Here is a 21,571-nt window from a genome sequence, read left to right as displayed (position 1 = left end):
GCAGAAGGAGTGGGCAGTGGGTGGACCGATCGTCCTGGGAATCGAGTCGTCGTGCGACGAGACCGGTGCGGGGATCGTGCGGGACGGGAAGCTGCTCGCACATGTCGTGGCGTCGAGCATGGACGAGCACGCTCTCTTCGGCGGCGTGGTGCCGGAGATCGCGGCCCGGGCGCACCTCCAGGCGTTCAACCCGGTCGTGCGTGAAGCCCTGGAACAGGCGGGGCTGCGGCTGGGGCAGATCGACGCGGTCGCCGTCACCACCGGTCCCGGCCTCTCCGGCGCCCTCCAGGTCGGTCTTGCCGGGGCGAAGACCCTTGCCTACGCGGCGGGTGTGCCGCTCTACGGGGTGCACCACCTGGCCGGTCACGTCGCTGCTGACACCCTGGAGCACGGCCCGCTGCCCAGCCCGTGCGTCGTCCTGATCGTCTCCGGCGGGCACACGTCCCTCCTGCTCGTCCGGGACCTCGTGCGCGAGCCGATCCTGCACCTGGGCGACACGCTCGACGACGCGGCGGGGGAGTGCTTCGACAAGGTCGCCCGCATCATGGGCCTGTCCTACCCCGGCGGGCCGGCCGTCGACCGGGCCGCCCGGGACGGTAACCCGCGTGCGGTCGACTTTCCCCGCCCGCTCACGCGCCCCGGCGACGACCCGTACGCCTTCTCCTTCTCCGGACTCAAGACGGCCGCCGCCCGCTGGGTCGAGAAGCACCGGACCCGGGGCCTGGACCTGCCCGTCGCGGACGGGGCCGCCGCCCTCCAGGAGGCCGTCGCCGACGTCCTGACCCGCAAGGCGCTCGCGGCCTGCAAGGCGTACGACGTGAAGACACTGATCGTCGTCGGCGGCGTCGCAGCGAACTCCCGGGTCCGGGGCCTGGCCGAGCAGCGGTGCGCCGCTGCCGGGGTGGAGCTGCGCGTGCCGCCGATGACGCTGTGCACGGACAACGGCGCCATGATCGCGGCCGTCGGCGACCTCCTCGTCCGGTCCGGCGCCGAGCCCGCCCCGCTGGGGGTGTCGATCGACCCGTCGGCGCCCCTGGAGTACGCCTCCCTCACCCCGTTGCCCGCGCCCCCGGCAAGAGTCGCCTGATGACCGCCCTCGTCCGGCAGGTGTCCGGTAGCCGCCTCCTCACGTACGCGGCAGGTGTCCGTGCCGTGTACTCGGACGCGTTCGGCTCCCCACACTGGGGCGAGGGACCGGAGCAGGCCGTCGCCTACCTGCGCCGGCTGGGTGACGACGTGCACAGGCCCGGATTCACCGCCGCGCTCGCGCTGGACGGGGACACCGTCGTCGGCTGGGTCCGTCCTCTCTCTGGCGTTCAGTCCCGACGGCACGATGCTGGCGGCCGGCGGCGACGGCAGCAACGGCGCTGTCGGACTGTGGAGTACGACGGACCCAGGGGTCCGCATCGGGAAGCCGATCGACCAGCCGACCGCCACCAGCACGTGGGTGGCCTTCAGTCCGGACGGCCGGACGCTCGCCACCGGGAACAGCCGCGGCACCGTCACCCTGTGGAATGCCACCGACCCCAACCACCTCACGCGCAGGGGCAGTCCCCTGACCGTGCCCGGCGGCAGCATGTGGTCGGTGGCGTTCAGCCCTGACGGGCGCACCCTCGCAGCGGCCGGCCACACCGACAGCGGCACCATCAACCTGTGGAACGTCACTGATCCCGACCACCCCACCCCCATCGGCCGCCCGCTGGCCGTGGAGACCGGATTCGTCGCAGTTCTGGCGTTCAGCCCGGACGGTCAAACCCTGGCTGCCACCACAGACGACGGCGTGGCCACGCTCTGGGACCTGAACGTCGAGTCCGCCATCAGCCGTATCTGCGCCGCGAGCTCCGGCGCCCTGAGCCGACAGCAATGGAGCCGATACGTTCCCCAACTGGCGTACGACCCGCCTTGTGCGGCCACTTAGTAGGGCCTGGTCAGGTTGATATCGGCGCCGGCGGTCGGTGCGCACCGAGGTGGCCGGCGCCGTGTCGGCGAGCAGGCTGCACAGCCAGAACTGCACAGGTTCGGTCTCGCGATGACCAGGTTCTTCATGGTTCGGGCCGCTCGGAGCAGACGGGATGGGACCGGGGGCTACGGCCGCCGTAGGGCGGGTTGTGCAGCTGTGCTTCTTCCGGGTGGGCGGGGATCGTGGTGGAGCGGCCGTCGCCTGTACCGTGCTGCCTGCCTTCGTCCTGCAGCTTCTCGTGGCTCATCTGGCCTTCGGGGCCCGTGACGTGACCGCGGCGACGCTGACGGCGGTGTTCGCCGGCAGCTGGCTGGCCTGCGCCCTCGTCATGTTCAGCGGCGCTGCCGACGACCTTCAGGTCCTGGGCGTCTTCAACCTGGCGCTGCTCTGTTTCGGGGTGGCGGGCGTGACCCGGCCGAAGCGCGCCCTGTGGCTCGTGCCGGCGGTCCTCCCTGCCCCTCTGGGCGGCCACCGGACTCGCCCGCACCACCGGGGCCGAATGGCTGTCCCGTACGGCGGGCGCCCTCGGCCTCGTCGTGGCCCTCGTGGCCATGTACACGGCCTTCGCCCTGATGCTGGAGGACATGCGCAGCAAGGAGGTTCTGCCCATCGGGCGCAGCGGTCCCGCGCACCTCGCCGTGGAAGGCGATCTGTCCGTCCAGCTCCGCAACCTGGAACGCCAGGCGGGCGTGCGCCGCACGCTCTGATCGCGCCGATGCCGAGACCGTGATCAGGTCTCGGCATACACGTGCGGGCAGGAACGGTCGCCTTCAGCGCTTCAGCTGGGAGTCGAGCCAGGTGAGGACCTCGGGCGTGACGGGGTCGGTGATGTCCGCGAACTCCCCGTGCTTGGTGAGGAACTTGGCCACGTACGGGCAGACGGGGGCGATCCGCAGCCCGGAGGCGCGGACGTCGGCGAGGGCCTGCTCGACGAGGATCGCGGCGAGTCCCTGGCCGGCGTACGCGTCGTCGATCTCGGTGTGGAAGAAGACCCGCTGGTCGTCGCGGTCGCGGTAGGCGGTCAGGCCGGCGCGGTTGTCGGCGACCAGGATCTCGTAGCGATGGCGGGCGTCGACATGGCGGACGACGGGGGCGATGGTGGCGGTGCTTTCGGTCTGCTCGCTCATGGTGAAGGTCCTCTCGGTGCGGGGTTCAGTGGCGGGTGGGGTTCTTGCGGGGGGCGATGGTGGCGTTGGGCAGGGCGGGGGCGGGAAGCCTGGCGCCGGGGTAGCCCTCGACGGTGCCGAAGCGGTCGGAGGCGCGCTCCCAGTCCTCCCGCGCCTCGACGATGTCCTCGTGGCTGCGGCCGATGAAGTTCCACCACATCACGATCTCCTCCTCGAACGGCGGGCCACCCAGGAGGACGGTGCGGGCCGGGCGGTCGGAGGCGTTGGTGAGGGTGAGGGTGGTACGGCCGGGGGCGACGTACCCGAGTTCGGCCGGGCGCAGGGCGGTGCCGGCGAAGCGCACGTAGGAGCCCGTGTTCGAAGCCGGGGTCGACGTCGAGGGTGACGGTGGCGCCGGCGTCGATGACGACCTCGGCGCCGAGGAGCGGGGTGAAGGTGCGCACGGGGGAGGTGCCGCCGGCGAGGGTGCCCAGGAAGACCCGCAGTTCCGCTCCGACGAGGCGGAGCGGCTCGGGTGCGTGGTGCTGGAAGTCGCGCGGGGCGTGGCGGTGTTGGTCGGGGAGGGCCACCCAGAGCTGGACGCCGTGGAGCACGGTGGTGCCTGGGGTGGAGACCTCCGTGTGGCTGATGCCGTGACCCCCGGTCATGAGGTTGATCTCGCCGGGCCGTACGAAGGCGTGGGTGCCCAGGCTGTCGCGGTGCTCGATCTCCCCGCTGAACAGCCAGCTGACGGTCTGGAGCCCGGTGTGGGGGTGGGGGGCGACGTCCATTCCTCCGGTGTCGGCCACGCGGTCCGGGCCGTAGTGGTCGGCGAAGCACCAGGCGCCGATCAGCGTCCTCGTCCGCTGCGGCAGGGTGCGCCGTACGGTCATCGCCCGCGGTCCGCCCAGCGGAACGTCCCGGGCGGTGAGGACCTCGACTCCGGCCTCGATCTCGACGTCCGTCTCGACCTCCGTGTGATCCATCTCCCTGGCCCTCCCTCCCCAAAGTGGTTTTACTTTCAACAACTATGGGTGATCATAGTCTCGAAGGCAACCCGGGACAACAGACGAAGGAGCAACGGTGATCGAGACGGCGCAGGCCTCGGAAACCCGCCGGTCCAACGGCAGGATCTACCTCGACAAGCAGAGCCCGGCCGCGTACCAGGCACTGGTCGGGACGGCGGACGTCGTCCGTACGACGGCGGCCGAGGCCGGGCTCGGCCGGATCCTGGTCGAGCTGGTCAACCTCCGCGTGTCCCAGCTCAACGGCTGCGCCTTCTGTCTCGACGTCCACACCCGGGCCGCGCTCCGCGCCGGGGAGACCACCCGGCGCCTCGGGGTGCTCGCCGCCTGGCGGGACGCCGAGCTCTTCACCGCCCGCGAGCGCGCGTCCCTCGCCCTGGCCGAGGCCACCACGCACCCCGCCGACGCCCTCGCCCAGGAGCGGGCGTACGCGGAGGCGCGGCAGGTGCTGAACGACGACGAGGTCTCCGCCGTGGTCTGGGTGGCGATCACGATCAACGCCTTCAACCGGGTCTCGATCCTGAGCAAGCACCCCGTACGGGAGACCTCCGCCCGATCCTGAGTAGGCGCCCGGTACGCGAGACCTCCGCCCGCTGACTCCTTGCGGGGCCGGTGCCCAGGGCCGCCGTGAACAGCACCGCCTGGACCGCCAGGGCCGAGGCGAGCAGCGCCGCACGGGCGGCGGTCCACGAGGAGATCAATGCCGGGCCGGGGCGCGTGCGCGTGTGTGCCCCTGCTCCCGCCGCGGTCAGGTGGTGAGCCAGTCCCTGTAGTGGGTCGGGGCCAGGCGGGCGTTCGGGCCGGGGGTGAGGACGTCGCCCTGGACGGCGGCGAAGAGGCCTGCTTGCGCGTCCACGACGACGGGGCGGTCGTCGCCGCGGGCGGTCAGGGTGATGCGGCCGATCTCGTCGAGGGTGAAGCGGTCGGGTCCCGCGACCTCGAGGATGCCGTCGAGCGGTGGGGCGGTCGCCACGTCCGCGAGGGCGTCGACCACCTCCGCGCTGGCGATCGGCTGCACCGGCGTCGCGGGCAGGCGTACGGACGTCTCGTCCGACGTCCACGACATGGTCGGCTCCATGAACTCGAAGAACTGCGTGGCGCGCACGATCGAGTACGGTGTCGGGCCGCCGCGCAGCAGCTCCTCCTGGAGCAGCTTGGCGCGGTAGTAGTCCAGCTGCGGCACCCGGTCCACGCCGACGATGGACAGAACGACCTGGTGGGCCACGCCCGCGCGCTCGCCGGCGGCGAGCAGGTTGCCCACCGTGGTCCGGAAGAACTCGACGGACTTCTCGTCGAAGGTGGGGGAGTTGGTCACGTTGACGACCGTGTGGGCGTCGGCGAGCGCCTTGTCGAGACCGGCGCCCGTGAGCAGGTCGACGCCGGACGACAGCGATGCCGTCGTGACGTCGTGGCCCTGGGCGGTGAGCTTGTCGGCGAGCTGGGACCCGATCAGGCCCGTGCCGATGATGGTGATCTTCATGGTGTGCCTTCCTGACTCAAACTCGGATACATCTTGTCCGAGATTATACTCGGATATTCTGTGTCTGAGTCAAAGGGAGGTGGCATGAAACTGTCCGGGGGTGTCGAGTGGGCGCTGCACTGCTGTGTGGTGCTGACCGCGGCGAGCGCGCCCGTGCCGGCGGCACGGCTCGCCGCGCTGCACGACGTGTCGCCGAGCTACCTCGCCAAGCAGATGCAGGCGCTGTCGCGGGCGGGTCTGGTGCACTCGATCCAGGGGAAGACCGGCGGATATGTCCTCACCCGCAAGGCCGAGGACATCTCGCTGCTGGACGTGGTGCAGGCCGTCGACGGGGCGAGCCCGGCCTTCGTGTGCACCGAGATCCGTCAGCGCGGACCGCTGGGGACGCCGCCCGAGCAGTGCACGAAGGCATGCCCCATCGCCCGGGCGATGGGAGCCGCCGACGCGGCATGGCGGGCCTCGCTGGCAGCCGTCACGATCGCCGACCTCGCCGCGTCGGTGGAGGGGGACAGCGGGCCGGAGGCGCTGCCGAGGGTCGGCGCCTGGCTCGACGGGGCGTCAGGAGGCGGTTGAGCCCGGGCTCCGGATCCGGCGCCTCGCCGGTTGAAGGGTGTTCACGACCGTTCCGGACCGGCGGCCGTAAGGGGTTTGACGGTGAGTCCGGAGGGTCTGTCTCGGCACCGGTGCTCACCGCTCACCGGAACGGGCAGCGCCGTTCGGTGAGGCTCAGCCCTTGTCGGCTACGAGCGCGGCCAGGTTCGGCGCGTGGCCCTCGGCGTCCGTGGGCACGTGTCCGGCCTTCGGGTCGTCCGGCTGCCCGGTCCAGCGTCGCAGCGCCTCCAGCGCGGTGAGCCCCTGTGCCTTCGACTCCCGTAGCCGGCGGGTCCAGGCGATGGCCGCCGGTCGTGAGGCGGTTCCTGCGGCGGGTGAGGCGAGGAAGCCCGCAGCGGCTTCCGTGGCCGATGCCCACACATGCCCCACGGTCACATCGCCCCGGACGACCGGTGCGTACACGACGGCGGTGTCCGTCTGTCGTGCGTAGTCGTCCGGCATGCTCACCGTGGTGAACTGCGGGTCCTCGGACATCGGTCCGCGTCGCATCTTCTCTCCCTCTCCCTGTGGCGCGTTCATCAGCGAATGATCTCACCGTGGACGTGATAGCGGTCGTCGTCCTCGTTGTAGTCGAGCTCCGTGACGAGGTATTCGAGGCCGCGGCCGAGAAGCAGTTCTCGTTCCGAGCCGTACTCGGAGACTCCTTCCAAGTACATGGCGGGGGTACCCTCCGGGACCCTGAGGTGAAGCACCACTTCCTTGCTGGTGTCGAAGTCCGGATCGGACCCGAGAGCGGTCGACAGGTATCCCCGGTCGCTCTGGACGCTGCCTTCGATGTCCTCGATCGGGCAGGTGAAGGAGTCGAGGCCGGTCTCCCGCATGACGGTGAGGTCCTCGGGTACGGGATGAAGCTCCATCCCCTCGTCCATCCTCTGGATGCTGTCGTCGACCTCCGCGGAGCCTGGAGCGTAGCCGCGCAGGAAGCCGTTGATCTCCTTGTAGTCAGGGGGCCCCTCGTCGCCGGGGTACTTCTCCAGGCTGTAGCCGTAGAACGCCTCCCGCTGCTCGTCGGTGAGACGGCTCTGCGCGTCGGCCCATTCCGTCCGGCCGTACTCGGCGCCCTCGTCGTTGCTGGAGAAGTCCCGTGCCGGAGACCGGTCCTCGACCTCGGCGCCGTGATCGGCTTCCTCCGGTTCGGAGTCCGGACCGTCCGCCCGTTCGGGGGCTTCGGCGTGTCCCTCCTCGCGCGACAGGTCCGGCGCGTCGGCCCTGCCTGCCTCCCCGGCGCCGAGTGATGCCGTGTACGTGGTCGAGTACGGCACGGAGTCGCGGTACGGCGCGAGTTCCAGCTCCAGCTCGGGAAGCTCGTCGTCCGGGGCGTCAGGGTCGTCAGGGCCGTCTGTGGCGTCAAGGTCGTCCGCGCCCTCCGAGTTGGCCGGGTCGTCCGCGTCCTCCGCGGCGTCCGAGTTCTCCGCGTCCTCCTGGTCGACGAATCCCTCCGGGGCTTCCGGCTCCTCCGGCTCCTCCGGCTCCTCCCGGTCCTCCGGTTCCTCCAGGCCTTCCGGCTCCTCGGGCTCCTCCGGTTCCTCAGGCTCCTCCGGTTCCTCCGGCTCTTCCGCGAGATCCCGGCCGTCCGTCGAGTCGAAGCGCTCCCTGGGGGCCAGCGGCTCCTCCGGTTCGGCGTCCCCGGCGTCCCCGCTGTCCCTGTCGGCGCTGCCCTCGGTCCTCTCCGCCGACTTCGCGTCCGGGCCGGAGGGCGCGTCGGCTTCCCGCCGCGGTTCCTCGGGTTCCCCGACCGGCTCCTGTGTGTCCGGTACGCGAGGTGGCGGTACCGTGTCCGCCCTGGTCGTCGCGGTCGTGTCGAGCTCGCTCATCGCGTGTCCCCCGTGGATGGTGACGGCGGCTCGTGAGGCGTGGGGTTGACGCAGCCCCGACTCTGTCGATCGAACTCGCCGTCAACATCCTAGAGTTCGATCAATTTCGACTCCAACCTGACCGTGAGTGACCTGGTTTGCCCGGAAGTCACATGGGGGGCCGTGCCGGGACCAGGCGCGGGACCAGGCGGACGTACGCGATCATGCCCAGGACTTCGACGAGGGTCTGGGTGACGACCACCGCCGCCGCGACGGCCAGGGTGTCCGGGAGGGACAGCGCCAGCGGGAGGACCACCAGTGAGTTGCGGGTCGCGCCCGTGAAGACGATCGCGCGGGCGGCGCCGGTGTCGAGGCGGAAGAGGCGGGCGACGGCCTTGCCCGCGAAGGCCATCACCACGAGGAACGCCGCGTAGAAGGGGATCACGGCCGCGACGTCCGTGAGGCTGTCGCCGAGCTTCGGGACCTGCGAGGCGACCACCGTGAGGAGGGTCGCCGCCATCAGGGGGACCATCGTGGTGGTCGCCGCGTCCGACACCCTCCGGCCCGTGGGGCGGCGGGACGCCCAGGCCTGGAGGGCCCAGGCGAGGGCGAGCGGGACCACGATCAGGACGAGGAACGCCTCCAGGAACGGGCCGGGCTCGACGATGTCGGCGAGGTCGGGGCCCATGAAGAGGTAGAGGAAACCCGGGAGCAGCAGCATCTGCGCCACCAGGAGCAGCGGAGTGGCGGCGAGCAGTCGGCGGCTCGACCCCCCGGCCAGGCCCGAGAAGACGATCACGTAGTCGACGCACGGGCACAGCAGCACGAGCAGGACTCCGAGGCGGACCGCCTGGTCGGCCGGGAGGAACGCGAACATCGCCGCCACCACGAGGGGGACCACGACGAAGTTCACGACCAGGGCCGCCGCCAGAAAGCGCCCGTCGCGCAGGGAGCGGAACAGTTCGCCGGCCGGTACCTGGAGGAAGGTCACGAACAGCAGCGCCCCGAGGACGGGGTTGATGGCGTGTTCCAAGCCGGGTCCTGCGGCCGGGGCGAGCCGACCGAGGAGGCCGCCGACGGCCATCGCCACGAGGTAGATCGCGATCTGATGGTCGTCCATCCGCTCGACCAGGCCCTTGGACTCCCGGGGCTCCAGCTCCACGCCGCCCTGCTCTTTCCTGTCGCCCGACGCCCCCGCCGGGCGATCGTCTCGCGGCTCATCCTCGCAGGTGGCCGGTGGTGGTCTCGGTTGGCGTCCGCGACGATTCAGAATGCCCCCGCTTCAGGCTGTGCTTAATTCAGGCTGTGCTTGATTCAGCAATGGCTGTACTGTGCCTCTCATGGAGACGAGTCACCCCCGCGGCCTCGCGGTCGCCGTCGACGCCGCCGCGCTCGCCCGGGTCGGTACCGCGCTGGCCGACGAGAACCGGCGCAGGCTGCTGCTGGCCCTGCTGGAGGCGCCCGCCTATCCCTCCGACCTTGCCGAAGCCCTCGGCATGACCCGTGGGAACGTGTCGAACCACCTGTCCTGCCTGCGCGGCTGCGGTCTCGTGCGCACCGAAGCCGTAGGCCGGCGGGTCCGCTACGAGCTGGCCGATCCGAAGCTGGCCCACGCCCTGGCCGAGCTGGCCTCCCTGGTCCTGCTCGTCGACTCCGCCGACGCCGACTGCGCCGACGAAGAGGACCTCCATGGCTGACGCGTGCTGCGCGACCGACGCGCCCCGTGCCGTCTCGGCCGCAGAGGCGGTCGCGACACCCCCGGTCGCAGCGGTATGGCGGGTGCGTGAACTCCAGGCGGCCGCCGCCTCCGGAGTGCTGCTCCTGCTCTCCCTCTTCCTTCCGGCCCCCTGGAGCACCGGCGCCACCTGGGCGGCGCTCCTCGTCGGGGCGGCGACCTTCGTGCCCGGCACTCTGCGCGGACTGCTCAAGGGGCGGCTCGGCGTCGGGCTGCTGATGACGGTCGCCGCCGTCGGCGCCGTCGCGCTCGGCCAGTACGGTGAGGCCGCCACGCTGGCCTTCCTCTTCTCCGTCGCCGAGGGCCTCGAGGGGTACGCCGTCGCCCGCACCCGGCACGGCCTGCGCGCCCTGCTCGACCTCGTCCCGCCCTCCGCCACCGTGCGACGCGGGGGTACGGACACCGAGGTGCCGGTGGGCGAACTCGGGGTCGGCGACGTCCTTCTCGTCAAGCCCGGCGAGCGGCTCGCCACCGACGGCGTCGTCGCCGCCGGCCGCAGCGCGCTCGACACGTCGGTGGTGACCGGTGAGTCCGTGCCCGTCGAAGCCGGCCCCGGCGCCGAGGTGTTCGCGGGCTGCGTCAACGGCGCCGGCGCCCTGGAGATCACCGTCACCGCGACCGCGCGGGACAACTCCCTCGCCCGGCTCGTCCACATCGTCCACGAGGCACAGGAGCGCAAGGGAGCCAGTCAGCGCCTCGCGCAGCGCTTCGCCCGGCCCCTCGTCCCCGGCGTCCTCGTGCTCGCCGCCCTGATCGGCGCTCTGGGCAGCCTCTTCGGCGACCCCGGTGTGTGGATCGAGCGGTCCCTGGTCGTGCTGGTCGCCGCGGCCCCGTGCGCCTTCGCCCTGTCCGTGCCCGTGGCCGTCGTCGCCGCGATAGGCGCGGCCTCCAAGGCGGGCGTCCTGGTCAAGGGCGGCGCGGCGGTGGAGGCCCTGGGCCAGGTGAAGGTGGTCGCCCTGGACAAGACCGGCACCCTCACCCGTAACGAACCCGTCGTCATCGACGTCGTACCCGTCGCCGGCACCGCCCGGGACCGGGTGCTGGCCGTGGCCGCCGCCCTGGAGGCCCGCAGCGAGCACCCGCTCGCCGCCGCGATCCTCGCCGCCGTCGACGCGGCGCGGGACCCGGTCCCGGGCGAGGACGTGGAAGCCGTCCCAGGCAACGGCCTCACCGGTACGGTCGAAGGCCGCCCCGCCCGCCTGGGCAAGCCCGGTTTCGTCGAGGCCGGCCCGCTGGCCGCCGACGTCGTGCGGCTCCAGGACGCCGGAGCCACCGTCGTCCTGGTCGAGCACGACCGTGTCCTGCTCGGCGCCGTCGCCGTACGCGACGAGATACGTCCCGAGGCCGCCGAGGCCGTCAAGGCCCTGCGCGGGCAGGGCATCCGGGTCGTCATGCTCACCGGCGACAACACCCGTACCGCCGCGGCCATCGGCGCCGCCGCGGGCATCGGGGACGTACGCGCCGAACTCCTCCCTCGGGACAAGTCCCGTATCGTCACCGAACTCCGGGCCGCCCACGGCCCCGTCGCGATGGTCGGCGACGGCATCAACGACGCGCCCGCCCTGGCCACAGCCGACGCGGGCATCGCGATGGGCGCCATGGGCAGCGACGTCGCCGTCGAAGCCGCCGACATCGCGCTCATGGGCGAGGACCTGCGCCGCCTGCCCGACGCGGTCGCCCACACCCGAGCGGCCCGCCGGGTGTTCACCCAGAACCTGCTGATGTCCGGCGGGATCCTGGTCGCGCTCGTCCCGCTGGCCGCCACCGGCGCACTGGGTCTGGCCACCGTGGTCGCCGTCCACGAACTCGCCGAAGTGCTCGTCATCGGCAACGGCATCCGCGCCGGACGCGCGAAGCACCTGCCCGCCCACGCCGCGCTCCGATCCGCGCCCCGTGCCGCGGATCGGTCGACCCCGTACCGTCGAACGTCGCTGCCGATCTTCCCCGGCCCCTTCGACCTCGCCGGTCGTTCGGCACAGGCCGAGACGCCGGTCCCGGCCGCACCCGCGCCGAGTGGCTGTCGCTGCTGCGCCTGAAACCGGGCGGCCGCCCGGTCGTGATTTCGGCCGTTCGTAGGAGGAATTGAACACTCCGCTCGCCGCGACATGGTCCTGGAGGATGTCAGCCCCAGGTCATATAGGGTGGTGCGCGCATTCTTGAAGGCCAGACAGTTCGCGGAGGAAAGCCACGATGACGCAGGTCGTGCTCACCACCAACTTCGGTGTGATCAAGCTCAAGCTCGACGCCGAGAAGGCGCCGAAGACGGTCGAGAACTTCTTGACCTATGTCAACGAGGGGCACTACGACAACACCGTCTTTCACCGCGTCATCCAGACGTTCATGATCCAGGGCGGAGGTTTCCTGGAGGACATGACGCAGAAGCCCACCCACGCGCCGGTCGAGAACGAGGCGCGCAACGGGCTGACCAACGGCCGCTACACCGTGGCCATGGCCCGTACGTCCGACCCGCAGTCGGCGACGGCGCAGTTCTTCATCAACACCGCGAAGAACGACTTCCTCAACCACACCGCGCCGTCCCCGCAGGGCTGGGGCTACGCGGTGTTCGGCAAGGTCGTCGAGGGGCTCGACGTGGTCGACAAGATCGCCGCTGTCCCCACCGGCCGCCGTGACGGCTTCCAGGACGTGCCGGTCGAGCCCGTCGTCATCCAGAGCGCCAAGGTCGAGTAACGGCTCCATGGCGCCGAGTCGAGCACCCGGGGTCGGGCCGCGGACGTCGGCCCGACCCCGGTGTGCCGCCCGCCGGTTCACCGGCGAATGCCTTGCGAGTGGATCGGCCACTGGTATAGCTTGAGGCGGCCTGGCGGGGGATTTACTGAAAGTCTGCTTTTATCGACGACGTTGTGGGGATGCGTTGTGTCTGGGCAGGGGCATTTAGTCGGCGTCGGCGTATCGCCGCCGCGACACGCGGCGGCGCGAATTTCGCACCCGCTCGTCGGGAACACCTCGATTCACCTTTCCTTTCTGGAGGGCGGCGCCACCGCGCGGAATCCGGTGAGTGAATTCGGACCGGAAGCGCAGGTGTGAGACCCGTGACCGACCCGAAGACCGGCCGGCTCCTCGCCGTCAGCGACCTGCACGTCTCCCACGCCGAGAACCGGCGCATCGTCGAGGAGATGAAGCCGGAGACCGCGGGCGACTGGCTGCTCATCGCCGGCGACATCGGCGAACTGACCACGGACATCGAGTGGGCCCTCACCCTGCTGCGCGGCCGTTTCGCCGAGGTGGTGTGGGCGCCGGGCAACCACGAGCTGTGGACCCACCCGGCGGACCCGGTCCAGCTGCGCGGACAGGCCCGCTACGACCACCTGGTCGCGTTCTGCCGGACCCTGGGCGTGCACACCCCGGAAGACCCCTATCCGGTCTGGCGCGGTGCCGACGGACCCGTGACCGTCGCGCCGCTCTTCCTGCTGTACGACTACACCTTCCGCGCCCCCGGACTCACCCAGGAGCAGGCCCTGGCCCGCGCCTACGACGCGGGCGTGGTCTGCAGCGACGAGTTCCTGCTGCACCCCGACCCGTACCCGAGCCGCGAGGCCTGGTGCCGCGCCCGTGTCGCCGCCACCGAGGAGCGGCTCGCCGCCTGCGACCCGGAGATCCCGCTCGTCCTCGTGAACCACTTCCCGCTCGTCCAGGAGCCCACCTCGGTGCTGTGGTTCCCCGACTTCGCCCAGTGGTGCGGCACCGTGCTCACCGCCGACTGGCACCGCAGGTTCCGTACCGCCGCCGCGATTTACGGACACCTGCACATCCCCCGGGACACGCGGTACGACGGGGTCCCCTTCAAGGAGGTCTCGCTCGGCTATCCGCGCGAGTGGGGCAGGAGAGGGCTGCCGAAGACACTGCTGCGCCCGGTGCTCCAGGACGAGCCGCGCGGATGATCGGCGACATACTTCCGGCCGGCGTCCGGTACGCGGACTCCCGCACCGACCTCCCGCACGAGCCGCTCCACCCGGAGGAGGAGCAGCTCATCGCCCTCGCCGTCGACGTCCGACGGCGGGAGTTCACCACCACCCGCGCCTGCGCCCGCAAGGCGCTGGCCGGTCTCGGCGTTCCCTCCGTGCCGATCCTGCCGGGACGGCGCGGGGCGCCGCGGTGGCCCGCGGGCGTCGTCGGCAGCATGACGCACTGCGACGGCTACCGCGCCGCGGCGGTGGCCCGCGCTGACCGGACCCTGACCATCGGGATCGACGCCGAGCCGAACGAACCCCTGCCGGACGGCGTCCTGGAGGCCGTCGCCTTCCCGGAGGAGAGCTCGGCCGTTCACGCGCTGGCGCGTGTGAACACCGCCGTGTGCTGGGACAGGCTGCTCTTCAGCGCGAAGGAGTCCGTCTACAAGGCGTGGTTCCCGCTGACCGAACGCTTCATCGGCTTCGAGGAGGCGACGATCGACCTGGACGTCGGCGGCGACAGCCGCGGCCGCGCCTCGGGCGAGTTCCTGGCCGAACTCCTCGTCGAGGGACCCTGGCCGACGGGGCGAAGGATGACCGGACGCTGGACCGTACGCGACGGACTGCTCTGCACCGCGATCGTCCTGCCGCGCCAGGCGGTCAGTTGAGGGCGTCGCCCATGTTCTGCTGCCAGTACGTCACCCGGAGCGAGGAGTCGACGTACACACCCTTCCCCGCGAGTGAGGGGTTCGCGGCCGTGCCGTTCCTGAAGCCGACCGTGAGGCTCTTCGTCGTGTAGCCGTGCGTACCGCTGCCGTCCGCGGCCGACAGCCGGACGCCCGCGTAGCCGGACTCGCCCGGGGCGAGGGTGACGACCGCCTGGGGGTGGGTGGACTCGTCCACCGGGGGTACGGCCTGGGCCTCGCCGAAGCGGGCGTACGGGTAGCCGAGCAGGTCGCAGTTCTTCTTGCCGGTGTTGGTGACGGTGATGAGGAGGTGGTTCAGGGGACGGGCGACAGGAGTGGCGATGGTCCGTGTGGTGCCCGCGCCGCACTGCGGGTTCCTGGACTCCCCGCCCCCGGACTCTCCGCCTCCGGACTCCCCGCCCCCGGACTCCCCGCCTCCGACCTTGCCCGTGGCGGGCTTCTCGGGCGCCCGCGTCGTCGCGCTGGTGGCCGGAGGCTGCGTGGTGGGCCGCGCCGTCGGGGAGGTGGAGGCGGAAGCGGTGGGGGAGTGGGAGGCGGTGGGGGAGCCGGGGGTCGACGAGGTGGCGGGGCCTTCGTTCCGTACGGCGGAGGCGTCGGTGCCGCCGCACGCGGTCACCGAGAGTGCGGCGAGGGCGACCGTCGTCGCGGCGAGGAGGCGGGTTCGGGTGAGGCGTCCGGACATGACAGATCCCCCTGGATTTGGGTGGGTCGAGTGCGGGCCGGGCGGTCGGGCCGCTGCGGCGTGCTTGGATGACCAGAGCGTGTGCCAAGATCCGTCCCGCCCGCCAGAACCACCGCGTGGTACGGGACACTGGGACGAAGTTGCGCCGCTGACCTGGGGAGTTGTCGATCCCCGGGATGCGGGGGCGGGATGCGGGAGAGGATGAATCGGTGGTCGGGGACGAGTTCGCGACGCTGCTGGGGCGGCTCAAGGAGCGGTCGGGACTGAGCTACGGCTCGCTGGGGAAGCGGCTGCACCTGAGCGGTTCCACACTGCATCGGTACGTCACCGGGGAGGCCGTACCGGCCGACTACGCGCCCGTGGAGCGCTTCGCCCGGATCTGCAAGGCCACGCCGGACGAACTCGTCGAGCTGCACCGCCTCTGGGTGCACGCGGACGTGACACGCCAGCGCAAGGGCGCGGCGCCCGAGGCCGCACCCGCTCCCGCCGCACCCGCTGCCTCTCCCGCACCGCAGGAGCCGGTTGAGGAGGCCGCCGAGAAGGAGGCCCCCGCCGACAGCGAACTGGTCGTCACCGCCCCCGCCGCCGCCCCAACTCCCGCCCCCGCGCTCGCCCCCGAGCCGAACCCCCGGCGCGGCCCGCGCAGGCGTACCCTCGCCGTCGCCGGTGCGGCCGTCGTCGCGGCCGTCGTCTCGGTGGCCCTCGTGCTGAACCTCGCCGACGGCGCGGGCGGTGACGACAAGCGGGGGGCCGCGGGCTCCTCCTCGTCCGTCTCCGAACGCCCGCCGACCGGCCCCGTCACCCCGCCCCCGTCCGCGTCGGGCAAGGGCGGCAGCACCACGGGCCCGACCCCCTCCACGTCACCGAGCACGAACACGGGCACAGGCACGGGCGCGGGCAACGGCGCCGACGCGCGTACGGAAGCGGCCGAGGCCACCGCGCCGACCGTCGCCACCAACGCGTACAAGTGGGAAGACCCGTGCAGCCAGCACTACTTGCTGGACCGGGAGCCCGCGCAGGTCCCCCCGCCGCCCTCGGAGGCGGAAGCGCCCGGCTGGGTCTCGGCGCTCGGCGGGGTGGCGAGCGGCGAGCACCTGCTCGCGCTGACCGTGCAGGGCACCGGACAGCGGACCGTGGTCCTGGAGGCCCTGCACGTCCGCGTCGTGAAGAAGGGCGCCCCGCTCGCCTGGAACGACTACACCATGGGCGTCGGCTGCGGCGGCGAGGTGTCCACCAAGTCCTTCGCCGTGGACCTCGACTCGCCCCGCCCCGACGCGGGCCCCGTCGCCGGCCAGCGGGACTTCCCGTACAAGGTCAGCGAGTCCGACCCCGAGGTCTTCTACGTGAAGGCGCGCGCCCAGGCGCACGACGTCAGCTGGTACCTCGAACTGGACTGGTCCAGCGGCACGCGGCGCGGCACGGTACGGATCGACGACGACGGCAAGCCGTTCCGCACGAGCGGCAACGTGGGCCGCCCCGGTTACGACCGGCCGCTGGGCTGGAACGAGTGGATCGACCGGCATGTGGAGGACAGCGGCGAGCAGACGCCGTAGACGCCGCATGCCCCGCGTCTCCACCTTCGAGACGCGGGGCATGCGGTGGCGGACGTGCGTCAGTTGACGGAGTCGAGCTTCGTCCGCTGTTCCACGGTCAGTTCGAGCTCGACCGCGCCGAGGCTCTCGTCCAGCTGGGCCACCGAGGAGGCGCCGACGAGCGGCAGGACCGGGATGTCGCCGCCCATCAGCCAGGCGAGCGCCACCTGGTTGACCGTGGCGCCGGTCTCCGCCGCCACCTCGCGGATCGCCTTGAGCCGGGGCTGCGTGCCCGCGTGGTCGAAGCCCGGGCCGAGCGGCTTGTCGTCCCGTACGTACGCGCCCGAGATCAGCGGCGAGTACGAGACCTGCGTGAGCTCGGGGTTGGCGCGCAGGTAGCTGAGCAGGTCGCCGCTGACCAGACCCTGGTTGCCGTCGGGGGAGCGCAGGCTCGGGACGTCCATGCGCTGGCGGAGGTAGGTGTGGTGGTGCTGGAGCACCTCGTAGCCGGGCACCCCCGCCGCGGCGGCCAGCGCGCGGGCGCGCTCGACGCGCCAGGCCCAGTGGTTGCTCGCGCCGAGCAGGCCCGCCACGCCGTCCGCGACGACGTCGGCGAAGCCCTGGACGGTCTCCTCCAGCGGGGTGTGCTCGTCCATGATGTGCGCGTACAGCAGGTGGATCTTCTCGATGCCGAGCCGCTCACGGCTGCGCTCGGACGACTCGCGGACGACCTTGGCGGAGAGGCCCTCGACGTCCAGGCTGAAGCCCGAGGTGGGCTGGTTGGGGCGGGCGCCCAGCTTGGTGGCGATGGTGATCTCGTCGCCGACGCCCCGGCTCTTCAGCCAGCGGCCGACCAGCTCCTCGCTCTCCCCGCCCTGCGTGCCGTTGACCCAGAACGCGTAGTTGTTGGAGGTGTCGATGAACGTGCCGCCGGCCTCCACGAAGCGGTCGAGGATCGCGTACGAGGTCGCCTCGTCCACCGTGGTGCCGAAGGTCATGGCTCCGAGGCTCAGCACACTGACCTCGCGGCGCGTTGCGGGCGAACTTCCGATGACGCGGTACTTCATGACGGACGGTCCTTTCGGATCAGGGGTGGGTGGGTGCGCCGGTGGAGACGGTGTCCGCGCCGCCGGCCGGGAGATCGGCGAGCAGCTCGGACACGATGGCGTCCAGATGGGGTACGAGGTAGAAGTGGCCGCCCGCGTACGAGCGCAGCCGGAACGCGCCCGTGGTGTGGGTGCGCCAGGCCAGCGCCTGCGGCTCGTCGACCCGGGGGTCGATGTCGCCGATGAGCGCGGTGACGGGGCAGTCCAGCGGGATCGCGCCACGGAAGCGGTACGTCTCCGTGGCCACGTAGTCGCTGCGGACGGCGGGCAGGATCGCGGCGAGCAGCTCGGGGTGGTCGAGCATCCGCTCGTCGGTGCCGCCGAGCAGTTTCATGTCCGCGATCAGCCGCTCGTCGGAGGCGAGGTGCACCGCGCCGGGCGCGGCGATGGACGGCGCCCGCCGGCCGGAGACGGCGAGCGCGGCGGGCGGGAAGCCCGCGTCGCGGAGCCGGCAGGACACCTCGAAGGCGAGCGAGGCGCCCATGCTGTGCCCGAAGACGGTGAACGGCCGGTCCAGGAGGGTCTCCCGGGCGCCGAGCAGTTCGGCGGTCACGAGGTCGGCCAGCTCGTGCAGCGATTCCACGCACGGTTCGCCGAACCGCTCCTGGCGGCCCGGGTACTGCACCACCAGGACCTCGGCGTGCTCGGCCAGGGCCGCCGAGAGCGGGAAGTAGTAGGAGGCGTTGCCGCCCGCGTGCGGGAGGACCAGCAGGCGCGGGGCGCCGGCCGGGGCGGTGTGGAAGCGGCGCAGCCACCGGGACCCGGTCGGCGCGGCGGCCGTCCTGGTGGCCGGGGTCGTCACGCCGTCCTCCGCGCCCGGCCGTCGCCGCCGCGCGCGGGGCGGGCGGTGATCGGGATGTGCTTGTAGCCGGAGACGAAGTTGGAGCGCAGCCGCTCGGGGGCACCGGCGGGCCGGAAGTCCTCGAAGCGGGTGAACAGCTCGTGGTAGAGCGTCTTGAGGGTGACGCGGGCGACGCTGTGGCCGATGCAGTAGTGCGGGCCGATGCCGAAGGCGAGGTGCTTGTTGGGCTTGCGCCGGATGTCGAACGCGCTCCCGTGGGTGAAGACCCGGTCGTCGCGGTTGGCGGAGCCGAGCCAGACGACGACGGCGTCCCCGGCCTTGATCAGCGTGTTGCGGATCTCGATGTCGCGGGTGGCGTACCGCAGGAAGTGGTTGACGGGGGAGGCCCAGCGCAGGGACTCCTCCAAGCCGGTGGCGTCGGCCTCCGGGTGCGCGGCCCAGTCCTGGAGCACGCCGGACTCGATGAACTCGGCCATGACGAAGTTCGGCGCGTGCGGGGTGGTGACGTTCGCGCCGAGCAGCAGGCTGTAGCAGTTGGCGACGATCTCGTCGGGCGCCATGTGCCGGCCCTCGAACTCGGTGGCGATCAGGACGCTCAGCAGGTCGTCGCCCAGGTTGTTGCGGCGGAACCTGACCAGGTCCTGGAAGTACGCGAACAGGTCCCGGTGGGCCGCCTTCAGGGTGGCGTCCCGGCCGCCCGCGTCCTGGTACTCGGGGTCGTCGGCGGCGATGCACACGGTGGTGAGCCGGTTGAGCCAGGACCAGTCCGAGGTGGGCAGGCCCATCATGGTGCCGGTCACCGACATCGGCATCGCCAGCATGGCCTGCGCGAAGTCGAACGTACCGCCGTCGCCGAGCGGTTCGATGAGCGGGACGACGAGGTCGCGGATCATCTCCCGCTGCCGGTCGACCGACTTGATGGCCAGGGCCTTCTTGAGGCGGCCCTGCATCTCGGTGTGGCGGGGCGGGTCGGTGGCCGCGAGCTGCTTGCCGCTGGCCGGGTCGTCGAGCCCGAGCAGGTCGAGCATGGTGCCGCGCTCGGAGGTGAACGTCGCGGTGTCGCGCAGGACCTGGTCGGAGTCGTCGAAGCGGACGACGTTCCAGAACCAGCGGTCGGCGTCGACCTCGTGCCGGGTCAGGGTGTCGAGCGTGCGCATCCGGGCCCAGACCGGGTGCGGGTCCCCGTCGCTGTAGAGCTTCGGGTCGACCAGGTCGAGGGCGTCGGCGGGACCGGTGGCCGCCGCGTGCATCGGGCAGCCGGGCGGCGGTACGAGGGGTGGTGCGGCGGACGGTGGTGTGGCGGACGGTGTGGTGGCAGACGGTGGTGTGGCGGACGGTGTGGTGGCGTGGACGGTCAAGACCCGTCTTCCTTTCGCCGGGGTGGGCGGTGGGAACGCGCCAGGACACGCGGGCTCGCGGCGTACGGAGACGACGGCGCGGGGCGCGTGCGGAGGAACGGACCAGCAGCCACCGGGGTCGACGACCCGGGGCAGGGTCCTGCGTGGCGCGACGGGGAACCAGCCGGTCTGCGCTGTGCTGCGGCCGGAGACGGCCGCGCGGGGGGTGGTGCTGTGGGCACAACGTACATGACACCGCCACGAACGTGAAGCGTCCCCCCGCGCCGCCGCCTTGTCACTCCGGGGCGGCGTCGTCCAGGAAACCGCTCTTGGCGATCAGATAGGCCAGTTGGGCCCGGCTGCGGCTGCCGAAGAGCTCCGCCGCCCACCGCATGTGGTTGGCCACGCTGCGCGTGCTCATGCCGAGGCGGGCCGCGATCGCGTCGTCGGTGTAGCCGTTCACCATGTGCCGCAGGATCGCCCGCCGTACCTCGTCCGTCAGCAGCGGGGGCAGCCGGGTGCTGGGGAAGTTCCGCAGCGGCGAGGCCCGCTGCCAGGCGTGCTCGAAGATGCCCACCAGATACCGGACCACGCCCGGATGCTCCACGGCGAGCGCGATCTCGCTCCGCTCCGAGCTCGGGTCCGGGATGAAGGCGATCTTCCGGTCGCAGACGATCAGCCGGTCGAACACCTCGTCCAGCGTGCGGACCTCGCCGCCCGCCCGGGCGATGTGCTCGACGTAGGTCAGCGTCGGTTGGTGGGAGCGGATCGTGTGCTGGTAGATCGTGCGCTGGGCGACCCCCCGCCCGATCGCCTCCAGATCGCTGGCGAGCGCCTTGTCCAGCAGTTCCTGCGGCCGGCCCCCGCCCGGCTGCGCCGTCAGGAGTTCCTCTTCACAGGCGTGCACGGCCGCCGAAAGCGTCGCGCTGATCGCGTCGGCCCCCTGCACGACGCGAATCAGATGCGAATCCCCCTGGCCGTAACTGTCCAGATAGACCTCCTGCGCCTGGGCGATGGAGGCGCGCATCGTCGCGAGGGCGTTCTTCTTCTCCTCGATGACGCGTTCCATACGGTCCATCTGCGCGCCGGAGGCCAGCCGAGGCGGAATCGGGGCCAGGTTCCCGTCGGGCACGCGCTGGACAAGTCCCAGGTCAAGCAGGCAGCGAGGGCATTCGCCCGCGGTCGGCCGGCCTCCCAGGGAGTCCGCGTAGTACTGCAGTCCGTTCGCGCAGATCTCGACGGTGCGATCTTCGCTTCCATTGTCCGCTCTCGTGCACATTTCCCCACCCTGCTGGTTTCCGCATTGCAGGATCATCCTCCCCGATCATGGGTGACCCGGCGCGTCAGGACAGCGCATGATTCCGGACGGGGAACCACACAGGTCTAAACCATGCAGCGTCACTTCCGACCACAGTGAAAAGGCAAGGTATAGAGATGTTCAAGCACGTTTCCGTCCGCGCTCTGGCTGTTCTCGCGCTGGCGATTCCGGCCATCGCGGGACTGGCCGTCACGACCACCGACGCTCCCGCCGCCACCGTCCTGGCCGACTCGCAGTGGGGTCCGACCCCGCCGAAGACCCCCGTGACCCCGGTCGCGCCGCTCGACGACTCGCAGTGGGGCTGAGGACGGGCCCGGCCGACCATATTGGCCTGAACGCGTCGTCGGCCCCCGCGGGCCGGCCCACCAGTCCCTGACTTCCACGGAGTTCCGACTTCCACGGAGTCCCGACTTCCGCCGGGCCCAGAGGCCTCACGGGCCCAGAGGTCCCGCCGCTCACGGCTCTCAC

22 protein-coding genes and 2 pseudogenes are annotated in these 21,571 nt (G+C 71.7%); 13 read left to right on the top strand and 11 right to left on the bottom strand.

Going from position 1 to position 21,571, the window contains the following annotated elements:
- Nucleotides 1-28: 28 nt before the first annotated feature.
- The 4 genes and pseudogenes from tsaD to ACF09C_RS34975 all read left to right on the top strand — a co-directional run bounded on the left by tsaD (nt 29) and on the right by ACF09C_RS34975 (nt 2,667).
- A complete protein-coding gene (gene tsaD / locus ACF09C_RS34990; protein ID WP_392097663.1) occupies nt 29-1,087 on the top strand; it encodes a tRNA (adenosine(37)-N6)-threonylcarbamoyltransferase complex transferase subunit TsaD in 1,059 nt (352 codons plus the stop codon).
- Between the two features lie 54 nt (nt 1,088-1,141).
- Nucleotides 1,142-1,330: pseudogene (locus ACF09C_RS34985) on the top strand (hypothetical protein); the annotation flags it as partial.
- A gap of 3 nt (nt 1,331-1,333) precedes the next feature.
- Complete coding sequence (locus ACF09C_RS34980; RefSeq protein WP_392097661.1) at nt 1,334-1,918, top strand: WD40 repeat domain-containing protein; 585 nt, start codon at nt 1,334-1,336, stop codon at nt 1,916-1,918.
- 587 nt (nt 1,919-2,505) lie between these two features.
- Nucleotides 2,506-2,667, top strand: a complete 162-nt coding sequence (locus ACF09C_RS34975; RefSeq protein ID WP_392097400.1) for a hypothetical protein — start codon at nt 2,506-2,508, stop codon at nt 2,665-2,667.
- Nucleotides 2,668-2,730: 63 nt separating this feature from the next.
- Here the strand turns inward: ACF09C_RS34975 and ACF09C_RS34970 are convergent, their stop codons facing one another.
- Both ACF09C_RS34970 and ACF09C_RS34965 read right to left on the bottom strand, forming a co-directional pair.
- Complete coding sequence (locus ACF09C_RS34970) at nt 2,731-3,087, bottom strand: GNAT family N-acetyltransferase (protein WP_392097399.1); 357 nt, start codon at nt 3,085-3,087, stop codon at nt 2,731-2,733.
- Nucleotides 3,088-3,112: 25 nt separating this feature from the next.
- Nucleotides 3,113-4,052, bottom strand: a pseudogene (locus ACF09C_RS34965) (pirin family protein).
- Between the two features lie 97 nt (nt 4,053-4,149).
- On the opposite strand from ACF09C_RS34965, the gene ACF09C_RS34960 reads away from it, so the two are divergent.
- The gene (locus ACF09C_RS34960; protein WP_392097398.1) at nt 4,150-4,653 is read left to right on the top strand and encodes a carboxymuconolactone decarboxylase family protein; all 504 of its coding nucleotides are present in this window, start codon (nt 4,150-4,152) and stop codon (nt 4,651-4,653) included.
- Between the two features lie 186 nt (nt 4,654-4,839).
- Here the strand turns inward: ACF09C_RS34960 and ACF09C_RS34955 are convergent, their stop codons facing one another.
- A complete protein-coding gene (locus tag ACF09C_RS34955) occupies nt 4,840-5,571 on the bottom strand; it encodes an SDR family oxidoreductase (RefSeq protein ID WP_392097397.1) in 732 nt (243 codons plus the stop codon).
- Between the two features lie 84 nt (nt 5,572-5,655).
- Between ACF09C_RS34955 and ACF09C_RS34950 the strand changes: the two genes are divergently transcribed.
- Nucleotides 5,656-6,144, top strand: a complete 489-nt coding sequence (locus tag ACF09C_RS34950) for an RrF2 family transcriptional regulator (protein ID WP_392097395.1) — start codon at nt 5,656-5,658, stop codon at nt 6,142-6,144.
- Between the two features lie 153 nt (nt 6,145-6,297).
- Here ACF09C_RS34950 and ACF09C_RS34945 read toward each other — a convergent pair whose 3' ends face one another.
- The 3 genes from ACF09C_RS34945 to ACF09C_RS34935 form a co-directional block, all read right to left on the bottom strand.
- Complete coding sequence (locus ACF09C_RS34945) at nt 6,298-6,672, bottom strand: hypothetical protein (RefSeq protein WP_392097394.1); 375 nt, start codon at nt 6,670-6,672, stop codon at nt 6,298-6,300.
- Nucleotides 6,673-6,701: 29 nt separating this feature from the next.
- Nucleotides 6,702-7,997, bottom strand: a complete 1,296-nt coding sequence (locus tag ACF09C_RS34940; RefSeq protein WP_392097393.1) for an ADP-ribosyltransferase — start codon at nt 7,995-7,997, stop codon at nt 6,702-6,704.
- Between the two features lie 148 nt (nt 7,998-8,145).
- Nucleotides 8,146-9,096, bottom strand: a complete 951-nt coding sequence (locus ACF09C_RS34935) for a bile acid:sodium symporter (protein WP_392097660.1) — start codon at nt 9,094-9,096, stop codon at nt 8,146-8,148.
- Nucleotides 9,097-9,316: 220 nt separating this feature from the next.
- On the opposite strand from ACF09C_RS34935, the gene ACF09C_RS34930 reads away from it, so the two are divergent.
- The 5 genes from ACF09C_RS34930 (at nt 9,317) to ACF09C_RS34910 (ending at nt 14,287) form a co-directional block, all read left to right on the top strand.
- Nucleotides 9,317-9,673: a winged helix-turn-helix domain-containing protein gene (locus ACF09C_RS34930; protein WP_392097392.1), complete on the top strand. Its 357-nt coding sequence runs from the start codon at nt 9,317-9,319 to the stop codon at nt 9,671-9,673.
- On the top strand, nt 9,666-11,747 hold the full coding sequence (locus ACF09C_RS34925; protein WP_392097391.1) for a heavy metal translocating P-type ATPase: 2,082 nt from the start codon (nt 9,666-9,668) through the stop codon (nt 11,745-11,747). The genes ACF09C_RS34930 and ACF09C_RS34925 overlap by 8 nt, the downstream gene beginning before the upstream one ends.
- 154 nt (nt 11,748-11,901) lie before the next feature.
- On the top strand, nt 11,902-12,399 hold the full coding sequence (locus ACF09C_RS34920) for a peptidylprolyl isomerase (RefSeq protein ID WP_392097389.1): 498 nt from the start codon (nt 11,902-11,904) through the stop codon (nt 12,397-12,399).
- Between the two features lie 362 nt (nt 12,400-12,761).
- A complete protein-coding gene (locus ACF09C_RS34915) occupies nt 12,762-13,610 on the top strand; it encodes a metallophosphoesterase family protein (protein ID WP_392097387.1) in 849 nt (282 codons plus the stop codon).
- The gene (locus tag ACF09C_RS34910) at nt 13,607-14,287 is read left to right on the top strand and encodes a 4'-phosphopantetheinyl transferase (protein ID WP_392097386.1); all 681 of its coding nucleotides are present in this window, start codon (nt 13,607-13,609) and stop codon (nt 14,285-14,287) included. Before ACF09C_RS34915 ends, ACF09C_RS34910 begins: the two co-directional genes overlap by 4 nt.
- On the opposite strand, the gene ACF09C_RS34905 is transcribed toward ACF09C_RS34910, so the two are convergent.
- A complete protein-coding gene (locus tag ACF09C_RS34905) occupies nt 14,280-15,008 on the bottom strand; it encodes a DUF4232 domain-containing protein (protein WP_392097384.1) in 729 nt (242 codons plus the stop codon). The genes ACF09C_RS34910 and ACF09C_RS34905 overlap by 8 nt on opposite strands.
- A gap of 209 nt (nt 15,009-15,217) precedes the next feature.
- Here ACF09C_RS34905 and ACF09C_RS34900 point away from each other — a divergent pair, with 209 nt between their 5' ends.
- On the top strand, nt 15,218-16,561 hold the full coding sequence (locus ACF09C_RS34900) for a helix-turn-helix domain-containing protein (RefSeq protein WP_392097383.1): 1,344 nt from the start codon (nt 15,218-15,220) through the stop codon (nt 16,559-16,561).
- A gap of 59 nt (nt 16,562-16,620) precedes the next feature.
- Here ACF09C_RS34900 and ACF09C_RS34895 read toward each other — a convergent pair whose 3' ends face one another.
- The 4 genes from ACF09C_RS34895 to ACF09C_RS34880 all read right to left on the bottom strand — a co-directional run bounded on the left by ACF09C_RS34895 (nt 16,621) and on the right by ACF09C_RS34880 (nt 20,854).
- Nucleotides 16,621-17,607: an aldo/keto reductase gene (locus ACF09C_RS34895; RefSeq protein WP_392097381.1), complete on the bottom strand. Its 987-nt coding sequence runs from the start codon at nt 17,605-17,607 to the stop codon at nt 16,621-16,623.
- A 19-nt stretch (nt 17,608-17,626) separates the two neighbouring features.
- Nucleotides 17,627-18,448, bottom strand: a complete 822-nt coding sequence (locus ACF09C_RS34890; protein WP_392097380.1) for a thioesterase II family protein — start codon at nt 18,446-18,448, stop codon at nt 17,627-17,629.
- Complete coding sequence (locus ACF09C_RS34885; RefSeq protein ID WP_392097378.1) at nt 18,445-19,806, bottom strand: cytochrome P450; 1,362 nt, start codon at nt 19,804-19,806, stop codon at nt 18,445-18,447. Before ACF09C_RS34885 ends, ACF09C_RS34890 begins: the two co-directional genes overlap by 4 nt.
- A gap of 274 nt (nt 19,807-20,080) precedes the next feature.
- Nucleotides 20,081-20,854 carry a LuxR C-terminal-related transcriptional regulator gene (locus ACF09C_RS34880; protein ID WP_392097376.1) on the bottom strand — a complete coding sequence of 258 codons (774 nt, stop codon included), beginning with the start codon at nt 20,852-20,854 and terminating at the stop codon, nt 20,081-20,083.
- Nucleotides 20,855-21,219: 365 nt separating this feature from the next.
- Here ACF09C_RS34880 and ACF09C_RS34875 point away from each other — a divergent pair, with 365 nt between their 5' ends.
- Entirely contained in the window at nt 21,220-21,408 is a 189-nt protein-coding gene (locus ACF09C_RS34875) for a hypothetical protein (protein ID WP_392097375.1), read from the top strand.
- Nucleotides 21,409-21,571: the final 163 nt, after the last annotated feature.

This window comes from Streptomyces sp. NPDC014870 (genome assembly GCF_043081505.1).
Taxonomy (GTDB): Bacteria; Actinomycetota; Actinomycetes; order Streptomycetales; family Streptomycetaceae; genus Streptomyces.
Note: the sequence above shows the minus strand (reverse complement) of the source record. Positions and strands in the feature narration are given on the sequence as shown.